General features: G+C 63.7%; 14 protein-coding genes and 1 pseudogene. 9 read left to right on the top strand and 6 right to left on the bottom strand.

The window, feature by feature from the left end; genetic code table 11:
* Nucleotides 1-57 precede the first annotated feature (57 nt).
* The gene (locus tag ACIGJC_RS19740) at nt 58-1,011 is read right to left on the bottom strand and encodes a Bug family tripartite tricarboxylate transporter substrate binding protein (protein ID WP_483714482.1); all 954 of its coding nucleotides are present in this window, start codon (nt 1,009-1,011) and stop codon (nt 58-60) included.
* A gap of 461 nt (nt 1,012-1,472) precedes the next feature.
* On the opposite strand from ACIGJC_RS19740, the gene ACIGJC_RS19735 reads away from it, so the two are divergent.
* On the top strand, nt 1,473-3,659 hold the full coding sequence (locus ACIGJC_RS19735; RefSeq protein ID WP_483713817.1) for a penicillin-binding protein 1A: 2,187 nt from the start codon (nt 1,473-1,475) through the stop codon (nt 3,657-3,659).
* 60 nt (nt 3,660-3,719) lie between these two features.
* Here the strand turns inward: ACIGJC_RS19735 and leuD are convergent, their stop codons facing one another.
* The 3 genes from leuD to ACIGJC_RS19720 are packed head-to-tail and all read right to left on the bottom strand — an operon-like array spanning nt 3,720 to nt 6,769.
* Nucleotides 3,720-4,364 (bottom strand): 3-isopropylmalate dehydratase small subunit, encoded by a 645-nt coding sequence (gene leuD, locus ACIGJC_RS19730; RefSeq protein ID WP_483713816.1) that lies wholly within the window; start codon nt 4,362-4,364, stop codon nt 3,720-3,722.
* Nucleotides 4,357-5,775, bottom strand: coding sequence for a 3-isopropylmalate dehydratase large subunit (gene leuC / locus ACIGJC_RS19725; RefSeq protein WP_483713815.1), 1,419 nt, complete (start codon nt 5,773-5,775; stop codon nt 4,357-4,359). Before leuC ends, leuD begins: the two co-directional genes overlap by 8 nt.
* Before the next feature lie 31 nt (nt 5,776-5,806).
* A complete protein-coding gene (locus ACIGJC_RS19720) occupies nt 5,807-6,769 on the bottom strand; it encodes a tripartite tricarboxylate transporter substrate binding protein (protein WP_483713814.1) in 963 nt (320 codons plus the stop codon).
* Between the two features lie 101 nt (nt 6,770-6,870).
* On the opposite strand from ACIGJC_RS19720, the gene ACIGJC_RS19715 reads away from it, so the two are divergent.
* From ACIGJC_RS19715 to ACIGJC_RS19705, 3 genes are all read left to right on the top strand, one after another.
* Complete coding sequence (locus ACIGJC_RS19715) at nt 6,871-7,794, top strand: LysR family transcriptional regulator (protein WP_483713813.1); 924 nt, start codon at nt 6,871-6,873, stop codon at nt 7,792-7,794.
* A 211-nt stretch (nt 7,795-8,005) separates the two neighbouring features.
* Nucleotides 8,006-9,481, top strand: coding sequence for a mechanosensitive ion channel domain-containing protein (locus ACIGJC_RS19710; RefSeq protein ID WP_483713812.1), 1,476 nt, complete (start codon nt 8,006-8,008; stop codon nt 9,479-9,481).
* A gap of 130 nt (nt 9,482-9,611) precedes the next feature.
* Complete coding sequence (locus ACIGJC_RS19705) at nt 9,612-9,995, top strand: VOC family protein (RefSeq protein ID WP_483713810.1); 384 nt, start codon at nt 9,612-9,614, stop codon at nt 9,993-9,995.
* Between the two features lie 38 nt (nt 9,996-10,033).
* On the opposite strand, the gene pdxR is transcribed toward ACIGJC_RS19705, so the two are convergent.
* Nucleotides 10,034-11,563 (bottom strand): MocR-like pyridoxine biosynthesis transcription factor PdxR, encoded by a 1,530-nt coding sequence (pdxR, locus tag ACIGJC_RS19700; RefSeq protein ID WP_483713808.1) that lies wholly within the window; start codon nt 11,561-11,563, stop codon nt 10,034-10,036.
* Between the two features lie 187 nt (nt 11,564-11,750).
* Here pdxR and ACIGJC_RS19695 point away from each other — a divergent pair, with 187 nt between their 5' ends.
* From ACIGJC_RS19695 to ACIGJC_RS19685, 3 genes are all read left to right on the top strand, one after another.
* Nucleotides 11,751-12,503 carry an SDR family oxidoreductase gene (locus tag ACIGJC_RS19695; protein WP_483713807.1) on the top strand — a complete coding sequence of 251 codons (753 nt, stop codon included), beginning with the start codon at nt 11,751-11,753 and terminating at the stop codon, nt 12,501-12,503.
* A 4-nt stretch (nt 12,504-12,507) separates the two neighbouring features.
* Nucleotides 12,508-12,912: a cupin domain-containing protein gene (locus ACIGJC_RS19690; RefSeq protein ID WP_483713806.1), complete on the top strand. Its 405-nt coding sequence runs from the start codon at nt 12,508-12,510 to the stop codon at nt 12,910-12,912.
* 361 nt (nt 12,913-13,273) lie between these two features.
* The gene (locus ACIGJC_RS19685) at nt 13,274-14,860 is read left to right on the top strand and encodes an isocitrate lyase (protein ID WP_483713805.1); all 1,587 of its coding nucleotides are present in this window, start codon (nt 13,274-13,276) and stop codon (nt 14,858-14,860) included.
* A gap of 70 nt (nt 14,861-14,930) precedes the next feature.
* Here the strand turns inward: ACIGJC_RS19685 and ACIGJC_RS19680 are convergent.
* A pseudogene (locus ACIGJC_RS19680) lies at nt 14,931-15,581 on the bottom strand (transposase); the annotation flags it as partial.
* 364 nt (nt 15,582-15,945) lie between these two features.
* On the opposite strand from ACIGJC_RS19680, the gene ACIGJC_RS19675 reads away from it, so the two are divergent.
* Complete coding sequence (locus ACIGJC_RS19675; protein ID WP_483713804.1) at nt 15,946-16,887, top strand: hypothetical protein; 942 nt, start codon at nt 15,946-15,948, stop codon at nt 16,885-16,887.
* 27 nt (nt 16,888-16,914) lie between these two features.
* Nucleotides 16,915-18,408 (top strand): tetratricopeptide repeat protein, encoded by a 1,494-nt coding sequence (locus tag ACIGJC_RS19670; protein ID WP_483713803.1) that lies wholly within the window; start codon nt 16,915-16,917, stop codon nt 18,406-18,408.
* The last annotated feature ends 8 nt before the right edge of the window (nt 18,409-18,416 follow it).

Genomic DNA, 18,416 nt, shown 5'->3' with positions numbered 1-18,416 from the left:
CCGACTCGAGCTGGTCCGGCGCCAGGCTGCGCAACTGCGCAGCCTGCGGAACGGATCCTAGTCGAGCGAGATCTTGCCCGCCTTGACGATTGCACCGTAACGCGCAATGTCCCGATCGATCAGCTTGCGAAACTCGTCCGGCGTACCACTCACAGGTACGAAGCCCAGGTCGGTCAGCTTCTTCGCCACATCGGGGTTGCGCACGGCCATGGCGATCTCCTTTGCCATCCGGTCGACAATGGCCGGCGGCGTGCCTGCCGGCGCGAGGAGCCCGGTCCACGAGCTCATCACGAAGCCCGGAAAGCCAGCTTCCTCCATGGTCGGAATGTTCGGCTCGCCAGGCCAGCGCCTGGCCGAGGCGACCGCCAGCACGTTGATCTTGCCCTGCTTCGCATGCGGCATCGGCACGAGCAACGGATCGAACGCCACCGAGACCTCACCCGAAACGAGCGCCGGCAAGATCGGCGCGCTACCGTTGTACGGGATGTGGGTCATCTTCACCTTCGATTCCATCGCGAAGCGCTCGCCGGTCAGGTGCGCCGAGCTGCCGACGCCGCTGGAGCCAAAGGTCAGCGTGTCAGGATGCGCCTTGCCGTAGGCGACGAGCTCGGACACCGTTTTGACGGGGAGCTTCTTGCTGGAAAACAGGAACAGCGGCAGCTCCGCCATTTGCGCAACCGGCACCAGGTCAGACGGCTTGTAGCTCAGCTTTGAATACAACGACATATTGGCGCTGTACGCGGCAAGGATCGACACAAAGGTATAGCCGTCCGCTGCCGAGCGGGCCGCGACGCCGACCCCCAGCGTGCTGTTGGCGCCCGGCTTGTTCTCGATGATGATCGGCTGCCCGAGACTTTGGGAGACCTTCTCGAACACCACGCGCGACACCGTGTCGGTCGATCCGCCCGGCGTATAGGGAACGATCACTTTGATCGGCTTGGCGGGCCAGGCATCCGCGGCGGCGGCATGGTTGCCCACCGCCACGCAGGCGATTGCCGCAAGCTGCACCATGGTGACCCAATGTTTCTTGACGCTCAATTTCATCTCCATCCTTCATTGTCATGCGCGCCCCGCCTTCTTCCTGGAGGGCATTCACAGCCGATCCGATCGGCGGATCCATTTTCCGTGCGGCGGCGTCGGAGAGGTAGGCAAGAACAACGGTCTGCACCGAGATTTGCGCGATAAGCGCACAAAGGCAGGGGCAGTGCATGGGCTCCGGCAGATTTCATGGCGGGCACGCTCCGTTGCCCCTGAGGCCCCGCAACCTTCGCTTGAGTCATCACGGCCGCGTCGGGTACGGCACTCTTTCCAGTTCCACCTGGGTTGCCTCTCACCCTCGCGCCATCGAAAGATGTAATCGTCTGTAAATACCGGCGCCACGTCGACCCTTTCCCGGTGGAAGCCCCCGGTGGCTTTGGTACGATCGCGTTTTTTCTTCAGCCCCTGCCGCCGTGAATCGCCGCCCTGTCATTGTGTTTCGCGCGCATTGCGCACGGTGGCTCGCCCGCATCCGGCCTGTGGCGGCAGCCTGCAAAGCGACATCCGGGCATCTTCTCGACAGTGCCCGAAGCCAGCTTCGCCACCCGACACGACGCGGCGTCACTCTCGCGCTCGTCGCCTTGTCGGCACTCTTCGTGCTGTTTACGCTCGCACTCATCCGGTCGACGCCGACGCTCGGTGACATCCGCAAGGCCCGCATCGATCGGCCCGCTTTGATCCTGTCGGCCGATGGCCAAATCCTGGATGAACTCAAGCCGGTCAATCGCGCTTGGGTGCCGCTCAGGCAAATCTCGCCCGACGTCGTCGCCGCATTGATCGCGACGGAAGATCGCCGCTTCTACGACCATCACGGCATCGACTGGATGCGGACGGCGGCGGCGGCACTGCATACGTTTTCCGGCGACAGGCAGGGTGGTTCGACAATCACGCAGCAACTGGCGCGCAACCTCTATCCCGACGACATCGGCCGTGCGCCAACGCTGACTCGCAAGCTCAGGGAAGCCATCACGGCCTTCAAGATCGAATCCGTGTACAGCAAGGAACAGATCCTCGAGACCTACCTGAACACGGTACCGTTCCTGTACAACGCCTACGGCGTTGAAATGGCCGCCCGCACCTACTTCGGAAAATCGGCCGACCGGCTCGATATTCTTGAAAGCGCGACGCTCGTCGGCATGCTGAAGGCCAACAGCACCTATAACCCGGTCCTCAATCCCGAACGCGCACTGCAGCGGCGAAACACCGTACTCGGGCAGATGCAAAAGTACGGCAAGCTCAAGGCCGATGCCTACGCCCGGCTCGAACGGCAGCCGCTCCACGTCGAATTCGCGCCGCAGACCGAGCCGCCGGGTGCCGCACCGCATTTTGCGGCGCAGTTGCGCAAATGGTTGACCGCGTGGGCCGATCGCAATGGCTACAACCTCTACGCCGATGGGCTGGTGGTGCGCACGACGATCGATTTCCGCTTGCAATCCATGGCCACGCAGGCGCTGGCCTGGCAGACGAATCAGTTGCAATGGATCGCGAACCAGGCATGGAACGAGCATACGGGCTGCTGGCCAGGCAATGACCTGTTCCAGGCATTCATCCGGCAGACTTCCGAGTACCGCGCCGCGCGCGGGACCGGACAAACGGACCGCAGCGCACTCAGGAACCTCGCGTCCAATCCCGACTTCGTACGCGCACTCTGCCGCGGCAAGACTCAGGTCCAGGCCGGATTCGTCGCGATCGATCCACGCAGCGGTGACATCAAGGCCTGGGTCGGCAGCCCCGACTTCCGTGCCGAGCCGTTCGATCACGTGCAACAGGCGCGCCGCCAGCCGGGCTCGACATTCAAGCCGTTCGTCTATGGCGCAGCGTTCGCAGGCGGCGCCCAGCCAGGCGATACCATCGTCGACCGCAACGTGGCCATCCCCCTGTCCGACCATGCCGTCTGGCGGCCGACCGACGCCGAACCCCCTACCGACCGGCCCATGACGCTGCGCGACGCGCTGGCGTTCTCGCGCAATCGCATCACGGCGCAGCTCATGCAGAAGCAGGGCCCGGAAAAGGTCGCACGCCTGGCGCAGGCGATGGGCGTACGCGAGAGCCCGCTCGAACCGGTGCCTTCGCTTGCGCTCGGCACGAGCCCGGTGACGCTCAGGGAAATGGTTTCGGCATACGCGACGATCGCCAACCGTGGCAACTATGTCGCGCCTCGCATGGTAACCCGCATCGAGGACCCCCATGGCAAGCTTCTGGCCGAGTTTGCGGGCGCCGCGCCAGCCGCGGCGCTACCCGCCGGGGCCGCGCTGACGCTGGTCGACGTGATGCGCGATGTCGTCACGCGCGGCACCGGCTCGGATATCCGGTCGCGCTTCGGGATTCGCGCTGACGTGGCCGGCAAGACCGGAACGACGCAGGACAACGCCGATAGCTGGTTCATCCTCATGCACCCGCAGCTCGTCGCAGGCGCGTGGGTGGGCTTCGACGATGGACGCGTGACCCTTGGCAGCTATTGGAGCCAGGGGGCGCGCAGCGCCCTGCCAATGGTGGGCGCCTTCTACGACATGGCGCTGCGCGCGAAGGCGATTGATCCCGCCGCGCGCTTCAGCCCCGCAAAGCGCCCTTCTCCGGCGGCCAAGCCCCGGCAGCGTCGCTTCCTCTTCTGGCGATTCTGACAGGACATCGGCGCCCGGCACGCCGGACCGCGGCGCCCGGATTCCGCCTCTTGCGCGACCTCAGGTCGCGCCAAGCCGATCCCGGGTGCGGCGCGCGACGTTCCTGGTCCAGGGAAATGCCGACCAGTACTTGTCCGCGAACGCTTCAATCTCGGCCTGGTGCTTCAGCGAAAGACCAATCATGTCGAGGCCTTCGATAAACATGCGGCGGTGCCGCTCGGACAACCGGAACGGATGCTCGCCCACGGGCGTCTTCACGCGCAAGGTCTCCACATCGATGTGGATCGCGTTCCCGCTATCCGCATCCGCCGCATCCATCAGCGCCTCGATGACAGCGCGCGGAAGCATCACCAGCAGCAAGCGGTTGTTCATTGCATTGGAGTAGAAGATCTCTCCATAGCTCGGCGCAATCACGGCCTGGATGCCGAACTGCTGCAGTCCCCAGACGGCATGCTCGCGGCTCGACCCGCAACCGAAGTTGGCGCCGCCGATCAGGATGCTTGTGTCCGCATACTCCGGGCGATTCAGTACAAAGTCCGCACGCGGATTGCCGTTTCCATCGAAGCGTTGGTCGTACAGAATCCCCTTGTCGAGGCCTGCCTTGTCAATGCCGCGAAGAAACTGCTTCGGGATGATCTGGTCGGTGTCGAGGTTCTCGAAGCGGATGGCGGCCGCCTTGCCGGTGATGCGGGCGTACTCAGACATTGGCGATCTCCAGCTTGCGCACGTCGGTAATCTTGCCGGTGATGGCAGCGGCTGCGGCCATGGCCGGGCTCATCAGGTGCGTCATGGCGCCACGCCCCTGCCTGCCTTCGAAATTTCGATTGGTGGTCGATGCGCAACGAATGCCATCCGCCAGCACATCATCGTTCATGGCCAGGCACATGGAACAGCCAGGCTGCCTCCATTCAAACCCCGCCGCGATCAGGATCTCCGCAATCCCCTCCCGCTCGGCCTGGGCCCTCACCGCGCCGGACCCGGGCACAACCATCGCCCGGACGCCGCTGGCTACCCGCTTTCCGCGCACGACGCCGGCAACCGCCCTGAGGTCTTCGATCCGGCCGTTCGTGCAGGAGCCGATGAAGACATGCTGGATGGCGGTGCCTTCAAGCGCCGAGCCGGGCGAGAGGCGCGTATAAGAGAGTGCGCGCTCGACTGCGCGCCTGCCAGCCTCGTCCATCTGGTCCTCCGGGAACGGGATACGTCCCGACACCGGCACCACCTGGTCGGGACTGGTGCCCCAGGTCACATACGGCTCGATATCGCCGGCGTCGAACGCGAATTCGAGGTCGTATGCCGCCTCCGGGTCGCTCTTCAGCGTCTGCCAGTACGCCAGGGCCGCTGCGCGCTGGGCATCGTCCATGTCCGGCGCGCGGCGCATCACGTAATCGGTCGACACCGCGTCCGGCGCAATCAGCGCGCCGCGTGCGGCCGCCTCCACCGTCATGTTGCAAAGCGTGAAACGCGCTTCGACGCTGAGATCGCGGATGGCCGAGCCGCAGTATTCCACCACGTAGCCGCGTGCGCCCTGCGCCCCGATCCTGCCGATGATCATGAGGATCAGGTCCTTGGCCGTCGTGCCGGCCGGGAGCTTGCCGTCCACGCGAATGCGCATGGTCCTGGCCATGCGGTAGACCAGCGTTTGCGTAGCGAGCACGTGCTCGACTTCCGACGTGCCGATGCCGAAGCCCAACGCGCCCAGCGCGCCATAGGTCGTGGTGTGGCTGTCGCCGCAGATCACCACCATGCCCGGACGGATCATGCCGTGCTCGGGAGCGATGACGTGCTCGATGCCTTGCAGCGTATCGTTGGTATCGAACAGCGGGATACCGTGCTGATCGCAGTTGGCGCGCAGGTTCGTCGCCTGCAGCGACGAGGCAGGGTCGGCGATCACTCGGATCTTCGCCGGATGCGTCGGGATGATGTGGCTGACGACACTGACGTTCTGCCCCGGCATCAACACGCCGCGGTCCTGCTCGTGCAAGCCGGCAAACGCCTGCGGACTCGTGTACTCGTTCATCAAGTGCAAGTCGCAGTACAGCAGGACGTTATCGTCGTCGAGCCTGGTGACGGTGTGGGAGTCGACCAGCTTGTGGTACAGAGTTCGTGGGGACATCGCTGCTACCTGTTTGGCAAACATTCGGCAATCATTCGGCGGCAATGCCGCGCTGCCTGATCAAATCGGCCCACATCGGCATCTCCTTCTCGAGCCGTTTGCGGGCCGCGTCGGGCGTGGTCGGCGTGGGCTCGAAGCCTTCCTTCAGCATCCGGTCCCTGGTTGCCTGCGCCGTGAGCGTGGCGTTCAGGGCGGCGTTCAGCTTGTCGATCACCGGCCTGGGCGTGCCGGCCGGCGCGAATACCATGAACCACGTTTCGAAGTTGAAGCCCGGCAGGCCCGCTTCGGCCGCGGTGGGCACGTTCGGCAAGAGCGCCGAGCGTTTCGAACCCGTGACGGCGAGCGCGGTGAGCTTGCCGGCAAGCACTTGCTGTTGCGCGGCGGACACCACGGGAAAGCTCATGTCGACCTGGCCGGCAATCGTGTCGACCAGGGCCGGGCCGCCGCCACGATAGGGCACGTGGACGATCGATACATTGGCCACCGACTTGAACAACTCGGCGGACATATGGAACGTGCTGCCATTGCCGGCCGAGCCATAGGTCAGCTTGTCCGGCTTCGCCCTGGCAAGGGCGACCAGCTCCTGCAGGTTCTTCGCCGGGACCTTGTTGTTGATGACCAGGACATGCTGGGAGCCGGCCACCATGCCAATCGGCGCCAGGTCCTTGAGCGTGTCGTAAGGCATGCGCGGGAACAGGCCGGGATTGATAGCCAGCGAAACCGTCTGCAGGCCAATGGTGTAGCCGTCGGCCGGCGACTTGGCGACCGCGTCCACGCCAATATTGCCGCCCGCGCCAGCGCGGTTCTCGACGACGATGGTGCCGGCCAGTTGCTTCGACCACGCATCCGACACGAGCCTGGCGGCGATATCGGCACTGCCGCCGGGCGCGTACGGCACGATCAGACGAACCGGGCGCTGCGGATACGACTGCGCCGATGCGGTTCCCAACATGGCGGCACAAGCGGCGAACGCGGCAAGGCGGGCAAGGCTCATCGGGTGTCTCCTTGAATTGATTTTTGTGCGAGGAATGCTAGCACTTGCCTGCGGAAACATAATTTAGGCAAAATCCATTCTTTATTGCCTGGAGTTCATGAGTGGACAGCTTCTCCGACGTCGCCTTCTTCATGGCAATCAACAAGCAAGGGAGCCTGGCCGCGGCCGCGCAGGAGCTTGGCGTAACGCCATCGGCGGTCAGCAAGCGCCTGCTCGCCCTTGAGTCGCGCCTCGGCGTCAGGCTGTTGAACCGGACGACCCGGCGCATCAGCCTGACTGTCGAAGGGGAGAACTATCTGGTCGAGGGCGCGCGCATCCTTGCGGAGCTGGAGACACTTGAACGGTCCGTGGCCGGCAGCAGCAGCACGCCGCACGGGCTGTTGAAGATCGGCGCAACGCTGGGCTTTGGACGCCGCCATATCGCGCCCGCGCTGGCTGCGTTCTCCAGGGCGTTTCCGAAGATCGAGATCCAGCTTCACCTCAGCGAGCGGCCCTTGAACCTGACCGAAATGGGCCTGGATGCCGTCGTGCATTTTGGCGAAATGCCCGATGTCCGGCTCACCGCGCGGCTGCTCGCCAACAACCGGCGCCTGCTCTGCGCCGCACCGTCCTACCTGGCGCGGGCGGGCCTGCCCGGCAGTCCGCGCGACCTGGCCCGGCACAGCTGCATCTTCATCCGGGAGGCGGACGAAACCTTCGGCACCTGGCACATGCGCAACGGCGCGCAGCAGGAAACCGTCAAGGTGCGGGGCCCCATGAGCACGAACGACGGCGAATCCGCGGTGGTCTGGGCGCTTGAAGGGCAAGGGCTGGTGGTGCGGTCCGAATGGGACATCGCGGAACCGTTGCGGACCGGCGCCCTGTGCCGGGTGCTGCCACAGTGGCAGTTCACGCCGGCCGATATCTACCTGGTCTACGGCGCCGGCAAGACCCGGTCAGACCGGGTGAAAGTGCTCGTCGACTTCCTGCTCGATCGCTTTGCGTGCCATCGACAGGAAAAGCCCGGGGCCGATGGGGGCTGGTAGGGGTCGAAGGACTGGCACCCCAACCCTCATGGCCCGCCGCCCCGCGGGTCGCGCAACGGGAAATGAAGCGCTCCATGTTGGCCATGTCCGCCGAGCCACGGCGCAAGGCTGCGAATGGTACACATCGCGGATATAGTGAGCCTGGGTCTTGATCCGAAAGCCGGCGCGGCGAGCCAAGGTGTTCCCGCGCCGTACGACCAGGGTGCGCGACATGGATTACCTGACACATCCTCTTGCCTTGGGCGTCGCGGTTGTCCTGTGCGATGTGCTGGCCTGGCGCCTCATCCGCCCCGAAGGCAGGCGGCTGCGGATCGGCGTGCGCGTTGCGGTCTTTGCGCTGCTGAGCCTGGTGCTCGTCAGGAACGGCATGGGCCCGCTTGGCGGTGCCCCGTTTCCCGGGCAGCCCATGCTGCAGTTCCTGGCCCAGGCGCTGCAGATCGTGTGGTGGCTCCTGGGCGCGCGCGTCCTGACGATTACGCTCGATGCGCTGTTCCTGCCCAAGGCCTGGCAAGGCGAACGCCTGTTCCAGGACGTGCTGGGCGCGGTCATCTTTGTCGCGGCAGCGGTAGCCGCCACGGCCTATGTGCTGGGCCTGCCCGTCAGCGGTTTACTTGCCACCTCGGGAGCCCTGGCAATTATTGTCGGCCTGGCGATCCAGAGCACGCTGGGCGATGTCTTTTCCGGACTCGTGCTTAACGCCACGCAGCCTTACCACCTGGGCGACTGGGTATCGATCGACAGCATCGAAGGCAAGGTCGTGGAAATCAACTGGCGCGCCACGCACCTGTTGAATGGGCAGGGAAATCTCGTGGTCATTCCCAACAATACGACGGCCCGCTCGAAGATCATCAACTCCAGCCGTCCATCGGAACTGCATGGCGTGAGCGTAACGATCGAGGTCACGCCGGAGGCGCGGCCGAAGGCGGTGATCGAGGCACTGGAACGCGCCATCACGGGCTGCCAGACTGCGCTGCCGAATCCCAAATCCTCCGTGGTCGTCAAGCACGCCGGCACCAACTCGATCGAATATGAGATGACCTGCTATGTCGCGACCCTGGCGAACAAGCTGGTCGCTACGAACCAGCTCTTTGACCTGGCCCACCGCCATCTGGCCGCGGCGGATATCAGCCTGCGCTCGCTCGGCGTTCCCGGCAACGTCCCGCCGGCCATCGATCGTCGGGTCCGGTTGCTTTCGATGGTTGGCATCTTCCAGGCCATTGGCACCGACGAACTGACGCAATTGTCCGGGCGCCTGTCGCGGCACGAATACGCGTCGGGCCAGGTGGTCGTGACGAGTTCCGATGTCACCGACTACCTGCTTCTGGTCGATTCCGGCGTACTGTCGGTCCACCAACTGCGCAACGGACAAGCCACGGAAACCAACCGCCTGGGACCAGGCGACGCATTCGGCGAACCGGGCGTGCTAGCCGGAATCGCCATGGATGCCACCATCGAGGCGGTCACCGATGCCGTGCTTTACCGGCTGGACAAGGCGGACCTCACGCCACTGCTGCAGTCGCGACCGGAAGTCGGGATGCAGATGTGCCAGCTTCTCTCCCAGCGGCGCGAAGCCGGCCAGGACCTGGCAAGCATCCAGCCCCCCACGGCAAGCAAGGTCGGGATCATCCAGTGGCTGCAGGACAAGATGCACAGCCTCCACCATCTCGCCGGGGATCGCGGAACGTGAAGCGCGGTTCTCCCGGCCGCCGTGCCTGGGCTTGCATGTGCTCCTTCGTCGGCTATGGTGAATGCAGGACGAGATAAGTTCCGCCCTGGTCGGAAGGACATGCTCCGCCACATTCGGTGAGGACCGCGATATGAGCGCACAGCTAAACCACACCATCGTCTGGTGCAGCGACAAGCAGAAATCGGCAAGCTTCCTCGTGGACATGCTGGAACTTCCAGCGCCGGTCGTGTTCGGGCCGATGCTGGTCGTTGCACTCGACAACGGCGTCTCGCTCGACTTCTATGAAAGCGACGGCGCGATCGCAATGCAGCACTATGCCTTTCTGATCAGCGAAGAAGAATTCGACCGCGTCTTTGCCCGGATTCGTGACAAAGGGCTTCAGTACTGGGCCGATCCCGGCAAACAACGGGCCGGTGAGACCTATCTGCACAACGGCGGGCGGGGGTTTTACTTCGACGATCCTGACGGCCATTTTCTCGAGGTGCTGACTCGCCCTTACAAGATCGACGCCTGACACGCGCAAATTCACCGGCCGGGCTCGGTCCGCGCATTTCAGCCGTCCAGGCACGCGCGCAACGTTCGCGCAAGACGGCTCGCTTCCGCTGCATCGGAGATGTTCGCGAAGCCCATCACCAGGCCGCGTGGCGTATGCCGCGTGCGGCCGCTCGCATACCAGGTCGACAGTGGCAGCACCGCCAGCCCGGCTTCGCGTGCCCGCGCGGCCACGGCGACATCATCGACCGGGCCCTCGGCCTCTTCGGCGAATTGCACGGCGAACTGGATTCCCCCGGGCGGCAACTCGACAATCAGCCGATCGCCAAACGCCTGCGCCAGCGCTTGCGCGATCAACACGCGCCGCTGCCCGTACAACGCCCGCATCCGCTTCACATGCCGCGCAAAATGTCCCTGCTCGATAAAGTCCGCCAGGGCCGACTGCAATAGCAGCGGCGAGCCCGCGTTCATGCTGCAGGCAACCCGTCCTACACGCTCGACAGCGCGCTCGGGGACCACCGCATACGCCAGCCTCAGGCCGGGAAACATCACCTTGCTGAACGTGCCGCAATAGATCACGCGATCATGCCGGTCGAGGCTCTTCAACGCCGGAAGTGGCCGCCCCAGATAGCGGAACTCGCTGTCGTAGTCGTCCTCGATGATCCAGCAAGACCCTTTCTCTGCCCAATCGAGCAGCGCCATGCGCCGTTCAAGCGAGAGCGTGCGCCCGAGCGGGCTCTGATGCGATGGCGTGACCAGCGCGAAGCGCGCGTGCGGATCCAGTGCCAGGCCACGCGCGACATCGATGCCTTCGTCATCGACCGGCACCGGTACGAGCTGCACGCCGGTCTCCGCCAGAAAGCCTCGTGCGAGCAGGTAGCCGGGATCCTCGAACCACGCGCGGTCGTTGGGGCTCGCCAGGCTGCGCAAGACGAGTTCGAGCGTTGCGCGATAGCCGCTGGTGACGAACACCTGTTCCGGCACGCAGCTTACGCCGCGCGACAGACCCAGATAGGTGGCGATGTGTTCGCGCAGCGGCCGATAGCCAACCGGGTCCGGGTAAGCCAGCATCGTGCGCTCGCCACTGCGCGCGCGACGCGAGACAAACCGGTTCCAGATCTTGCGCGGAAATGCGTCCAGCGCGGGCAGCCCCGGCTGCAGGGGCCGCGGCTCGCCGCTCATGGCGACGCTGATTGCCGGCGGCCGCGGCGTCGGCCAGGGACCGCGCAATGCGTCGGGAATCTTCAGCGCGCCCGCGTCTTGAGCGGCCAGCCCGCCGGGCGCTGGCTGGCGGCCCTGCGCGGACACCGAACGCGTCACCGCCTCCGGCAGTGACGGCGACACGAACGTGCCCGCCGCACCGCGCATCTGCAGGTAGCCCTCGTCGACCAGGATCGTATAGGCCAGTTCGACGGTGCCGCGCGCGGTGCTCAGCTGCATGGCGAGGCCGCGCAGCGCCGGGACGCGATCGCCGGGGCGCAGATGCCCTGCCGTGATCGCCGTCCTGAAGCGCTCGCAGATCTGCAGATAGATCGGCAACGGCTTCTGCCGATCGATTTCGATGGCCAACGCGGGCGTTCGTACAGTCATGGCGGTCTGGCAGGGGTGGGACGCAGCATGGATTTGGCCTAGTCATATTGGCAATTCTTGGCCCTTATTGCTAGGGCATGATTGTTCCACAATGGCCTGAGCGATGCGGCGGTGACAGGGACTTCCACCCGATGTCGTGCGCTTGAGCGCCCCGCACGTTCCTCTTCCCTTATCTGGAGACTCTCCCATGAAGATCGTCGTAATCGGTGGTTCGGGCCTGATCGGCTCACGTGTGGTCAGGCTGCTTGGCGAAGCGGGCCATACGGCAGTTGCCGCATCCCCGCGTACCGGCGTCAACTCGGTGACCGGCGAAGGCCTTAGCACCGCCCTGGCAGGTGCGGATGTCGTCGTGGATGTGACCAATGCGCCCTCCTGGGAGCCCCAGGCGGTGCTCGACTTCTTCCGTACCTCGGCGCGCAATCTCGGCAAGGCCGAGGTGGCCGCGGGCGTGCGCCACCACGTCGCGCTGTCGATCGTCGGCGCCGAGCTCATGCCGGACAACGCGTACTTCATTGCCAAGGTCGCGCAGGAAGAAGTGATCGAAGCCGCTGGCGTGCCCTTCACGATCGTGCGCGCGACCCAGTTCATGGAGTTCATCGGCGGTATCGCGGATTTCGGCACGGATGCCGGCACGGTGCGCCTCGGCGACGGACTGTTCCAGCCCATCGCGGCGGACGACGTTGCGGCCAACCTCGCACAGGTCGCGCTCGCGGCGCCGCTGAATGGCTCGATCGACATAGCGGGTCCGGATCGGGCGCCGTTTGCGGAGATCGTGGCGCGTTACCTGAAAGCGGCGGGCGACGCCCGGCCCGTGGTGACCGATCCTGAAGCGCGGTACTACGGTGGCCAGGTCGAGGAACTATCGCTCGTGCCGCTGGGCGATGCGCGGATCGGCCACATCAGCCTCCAGCATTGGCTCGCGCAAGCCAATGCGGAGTAAGGCCATGAAAGCGATCCTGTCGATTGCCGCCGCCATGGTGCTGTCTAGCGTGATGGTCGGGCAGCCAGCCATGGCCGCACCGGAAGCCAGTGTCACGCCGCTGCGCACGGAGCCCTTGCCAGAGTACCCGGGCAAGGAAGTCCAGATGATCGTCGTCGACTATCCGCCCGGCGCGATAGACCCCGTGCATCGCCATGACGCCCAGGCCTTTGTCTACGTGCTGGACGGAAGCATTGTCATGGGCGTCAGGGGCGGCAAGGAAGTGACCCTCAAAGCCGGGGAAACTTTCCACGAACGCCCCGACGACATCCACACGGTGGGTCGCAATGCCAGCTCCACGCAACCGGCCCGGTTTGTGGTGTTCCTGATCAAGAACAAGGGCGCGCCGATCCTGACGCCCGTGAAGTAACAGGCTCGTTGACGCAGGCACCGGCGCTGCCGGACCTGCGCGTGATTCAGCGCTCGCCAAGCTGCCTTGCCGGGCTGAACCCCTCCCTGATTTCCTTCCCTGAAAGCGCGTTTCACATTACGAAATTCGCGCGAATTTTCCCCGCAATATTTTTTCGTTTCCCGAAAACGCGTTCCACATCGCAAAATCACACGCCTATCTCATTGAAAAATAAGGGAAAAGTAAGTCTTATGTCTTATATAAGACCTTACCGCACCGCACCAGATACACCCTACAATTACTCCACGCTGCTTGCTTCGACATCGGTAGCGACACACCGAATCCCTATTCTGAAACGCGCCTCATCCCTTAGGAAATTGACATGGCCCAGTATCAAGACGACATCAAGGCAGTTGCCGGTTTGAAAGAGAAGCATGGCAGCGCGTGGGACGCCATCAATCCCGAGTACGCCGCACGCATGCGTGCCCAGAACAAGTTCAAGACGGGCCTGGACATCGCCAAGTACACCGCCAAGATCATGCGCGCCGACATGGCCGCCTACGATGCGGATCCGTCGAAGTACACGCAGTCGCTGGGTTGCTGGCACGGTTTCATCGGCCAGCAGAAGATGATTTCCATCAAGAAGCACTTCAACAACAACACCGACCGCCGCTACCTGTACCTGTCGGGCTGGATGGTTGCCGCGCTGCGCTCGGAGTTCGGCCCGCTGCCGGACCAGTCGATGCACGAGAAGACTTCCGTCAGCGCGCTGATCCGCGAGCTGTACACCTTCCTGCGCCAGGCCGACGCCCGTGAACTGGGCGGCCTGTTCCGCGAACTGGACGCCGCCAAGGACGCCGCCGCCAAGGCCGCCATCCAGGCAAAGATCGACAACCACGTGACCCACGTGGTGCCCATCATCGCCGACATCGACGCCGGCTTTGGCAACGCCGAAGCGACGTACCTGCTGGCCAAGCAGTTCATCGAAGCTGGCGCCTGCTGCATCCAGATCGAGAACCAGGTGTCCGACGAGAAGCAGTGCGGCCACCAGGACGGCAAGGTCACCGTGCCGCACGAAGACTTCCTGGCCAAGGTCCGCGCCGTGCGCTACGCCTTCCTGGAGCTGGGCGTGGACGATGGCGTGATCGTGACCCGTACCGACTCGCTGGGCGCCGGCCTGACCAAGCAGATCGCCGTGACCCACACGCCGGGCGACCTGGGCGACCAGTACAACTCGTTCCTCGACTGCGAAGAAATCTCGGCCGACGCCCTGGGCAACGGTGACGTCGTCATCAAGCGCGAAGGCAAGCTGCTGCGTCCGAAGCGCCTGCCGAGCAACCTGTTCCAGTTCCGCGCCGGCACGGGCGAAGCGCGCTGCGTGCTGGACAGCATCACGTCGCTGCAGAACGGTGCCGACCTGCTGTGGATCGAAACCGAAAAGCCGCATATCGAGCAGATCGCCGGCATGGTCCGCGAAATCCGCAAGGTCATCCCGAACGCCAAGCTGGTGTACAACAACAGCCCGTCGTTCAACTGGACCCTGAACTTCCGCCAGCAGGCGTATGACGCGATGAAGGCCGCGGGCAAGGACGTGTCGGCCTACGAACGCAGCCAGCTGATGAGCGTGGAATACGACGACACCGAACTGGCCAAGGCCGCCGACGAGAAAATCCGCACCTTCCAGGCCGACGCCGCCCGCGAAGCCGGCATCTTCCACCACCTGATCACGCTGCCGACGTACCACACCGCCGCACTGTCGACCGACAACCTGGCCAAGGAATACTTTGGCGAGCAAGGCATGCTGGGTTACGTGGCTGGCGTGCAGCGCAAGGAAATCCGCCAGGGCATCGCTTGCGTCAAGCACCAGAACATGTCGGGCTCGGATATCGGTGATGACCACAAGGAGTACTTCAGCGGCGAAGCAGCGCTGAAGGCGGCGGGCAAGGACAACACGATGAACCAGTTCTGATACCGGTAATACCCCGAGCAAAACGCCAACCCGTGATGGGTTGGCGTTTTTTTTGGGCGTAAATGGGTGCTTACGCACCCACCCGGCGCATCGCCTTCATTGTTTTCGAGAATCCGAGAATTCTGAGCACGCGCTTCAGGTTGTACGCCAGAACATGCAGGCTCATTTCAGTACCTACATTGGGTAGCGTGCGCGTCAAGAAGTGCGTGTAGCCCATCCAATGTTTGAAGGTTCCGAAGACATGCTCGACCGTTCGCCTGCGAACCGCCATGGCATCTGGCGTCTTGTCGAACCGGCGCTGGACGGCCTCCAGCACTTCCTCATGCTCCCATCTGGAGATGCGCCGGTACGGACGCCGCGTGCATTTCGACCGCATTGAGCACCGTGGACAAGCACTGCTCCAATAGCGGCATAGCTGCAGTCCATGTTCTTCTGTGGTGAAGCGGTATATCGCACGTTCACCGGCGGGACATTGATATTCATCGTCTCGGGCAATGTAGATGTATCCGCGCTGACGCTTGTCGACCTTGCCAGCAGTGAAATTGCGGTCCCGAGTGTTGACTGCCTTGAACTTGCTGCCGTCGATGGGGACCATGGCCTGCGAGAATAACTTCAACTCGCGGCACAACACAACGAAACGACGGCAGACATTGCGAATGCCTGTGCTGTTATCCCTGCGGAAGGCTGCAATCGTCTTGAAGTCCGGCGCCAGTCGACCGGTGGGGCGGCCCGCGGCTACTTCAAGCAAGTCTTGGCAAAGACTGGGACGCACCGGCAGGGAGAACTTGTGTCACTTCTGCTACGCGGCAATATGCCAAGCGCGTGAAGGTGAGTCGCTCAAATTCGCTGAGGCTCGAGGCAATCGTCCTACATGAACATTACCGATAAATAAATTCCCGAATCAATTGGCGAAAGTTTTCCACCTGCGAACTTAATCCTCTGGACGGAAGGCTATGTTTCGCCACGATCGAAGGCATTGCGTAGACTAAAATCTGATCTGCGCAAAACTAAATGCCAGCCTGACCGGTCTTCGCCTAACCTGAAGCCACAATCAGCAAACAACAAGTGCTCCAGGAGGCCGTCATATGGATACGAGTGACAGGGCGGCCCTCCGGCAACGCGTTGCAACGGTCAGGCGAGTGGACGCGCTATTCCGCGCAATGTCGACGGACTTCCTCCTGCGCGAACAATTCATTACCAACCCCACACAGGTTTTGTCCGAGTTCCTGCGCGAGCGAGAAATCCCGCCAGAGCAGGCGGCCGCCAACAATGAGCTCGTGTATGCATTCCTGGCCCACCGAGGGCTCCGGGTGTGGTTGCATCGCTATGCAATCGCACGCCGCGACAGCATCCCGTCCGGGTTGGAGTTTGTCGGCGAATTCGCTCGCGCCGTAGTCGAGACTGGCGCGGTGAGCGTCGTGCGCGCTCTCAGCCGGGCGGCAGCCCCTGGCCATGGTGTTTCTTTCGACCCTGATCTGCTGCATTTTCTTCTGAACTTGCCGTTCGTGGGCAGGGCGAACGGCGACGGTGACACCGCCACCGGACAGACGGGGGAAACCGAACAGACGGGGGAAACCGGACAGACCGGGGAAACCGGACAGACCGGGGAAACCGGACAGACCGGGGAAACCGGACAGACTGGCGAAACCGGACAGACCGGGCAAACCGGACAGACCGGGGAAACCGGACAGACTGGCGAAACTGGACAGACCGGGGAAACGGGACAGACTGGCGAAACGGGACAGACCGGGGAAACGGGACAGACCGGCGAAACCGGTGACGGCCCCGTTGCCGGCACCCTGACGGCAATCACCTTCAAGACCTTCGTCACCAATACAACCGGAACCGGCACCAATGTGACCGACCCGTTCACGCGCAGCCCTTTCACACATGGCGGCACTACCACCGGTACCCCTGTCGCAATCTTAGGTGAAGAAATGTCAGGCTTTGCACCACCCTACGTGATGGTCACGCTCGAAGCTCTGACACGCTATTCAGTCCGCCTAGAGGAAGACGGCGCGCTATAGGCCGCGCCTTGCCCCCCGGGAGGTCTCATGTCCAGGCCATTGGCTGATTCCGCTCAAGTCGCCGCTCAACTGGTCGACACCGGCCAGCGGTTTTCGGATGTGCGAGCGTGGACGGAGGCAGAAGCCTGCTTCCGGCGGGCGATTGAGATCGACGACTGCAATGTCAAGGCCCATTGCGGCCTGGGCTCGATTTGCCGCGGCCGGGGAGAACACGCCGCCGCACTCCAACACTACGGTCAGGCGCTGAGGCTGGCCCCCGCCCATCGCCTGGCGCGACGTAATCTCGCCACGCTCCTGGTGCAGGCTGGGCGCATCGACGACAGTCTGCCGCTGTGGTGCGACGAGTTCGCCGAGCAAGGAGGACTTGCCTGGATGCAAGGACTGATCACGGCGAGCCTGAAGGACAAAGACCTGTCGCTCGCCGGCAGCTATGCGTCCATCGTCGCCCGACTGCGCTGGGGCGCCGACCAGGCATCCCTGGCTCGCTGCGGAAAATCCTGCGCGGAGCTGCTCAGTAAGCCTGGATTCGCACTGTCGGGGCCAAAGCTGCGCCATGACATTGGACAGATGCGGTATTTGATGGGCGAGGGTTTGCTTGACCCCGCCTTTCAGGAGGTAGCGACCCGCTACGAACAGGTCTTGGCCAAGCTCCTGCTTGCCGGCGAAGACGCAAGGTTACCGCTCCACACCGACGCAGCCCGCAGCCTGACCGATGTCTACAATCGACTGCTGCATGTGCATGAAGCGCCTCGAGCACCGCACGCACTGTCGCGCGAATGGGATGCTGCCGCCATCGAGCAGCAGTACCTCGGGAATCCACCCGGCGTGGTCTGCATCGACCGCTTCCTTTCGGACGAAGCACTCGATGGCCTGCTTCGGTTTTGCCTCGCCTCAACGATCTGGTCAACGAATCGCTATGCCAATGGGCGCCTTGGTGCGTTTTTCCAAGACGGTTTCAACTGCCCCCTCCTGCTGCAAATCGCCGAGGAAATCCGCGAGGTATTCCCCCGGATGATCGGCCACCGCTATCCTCTGCGACAACTGTGGGGCTTCAAGTGTGGCCCATACCTGCCACCGGCCGCCACCACCCACGCCGACTTCGCTGCCGTCAACGTGAATTTCTGGATCACGCCGGATGCCGCTAACCTTGATCCGAGTTCGGGCGGACTAGTCATCTACGACGTCGACGCCCCGCAACACTGGGACTTCGAAACCTACAACGGGCGTTCCGACGTCATCGAGCCCTTTCTGCGGCGCCAGCGCTCGCGCTCCATCACGATTCCATATCGCCAGAATCGAGCAGTGATCTTCAATTCCGACCTGTTTCACGGAACCGATCGCGTGCAGTTCCGCCCGGGCTATGAGCACCTGCGCATCAACATCACGATGCTGTACGGCGACCGCGAGCATGATGTCGACCACCGCAACCTGGCCCGTCCGGAGCCAGATTGGTATCAGGCGGGCACCACCCCTGCATGGCGTTCGGCGGCGTTCCGGCGCGCACGTGGCGCCTGGCCTTGAGTGCGTCG

The organism is Cupriavidus sp. C3SS-1 (assembly GCF_057073755.1).
This window is presented reverse-complemented; position numbering and strand designations above follow the sequence as displayed.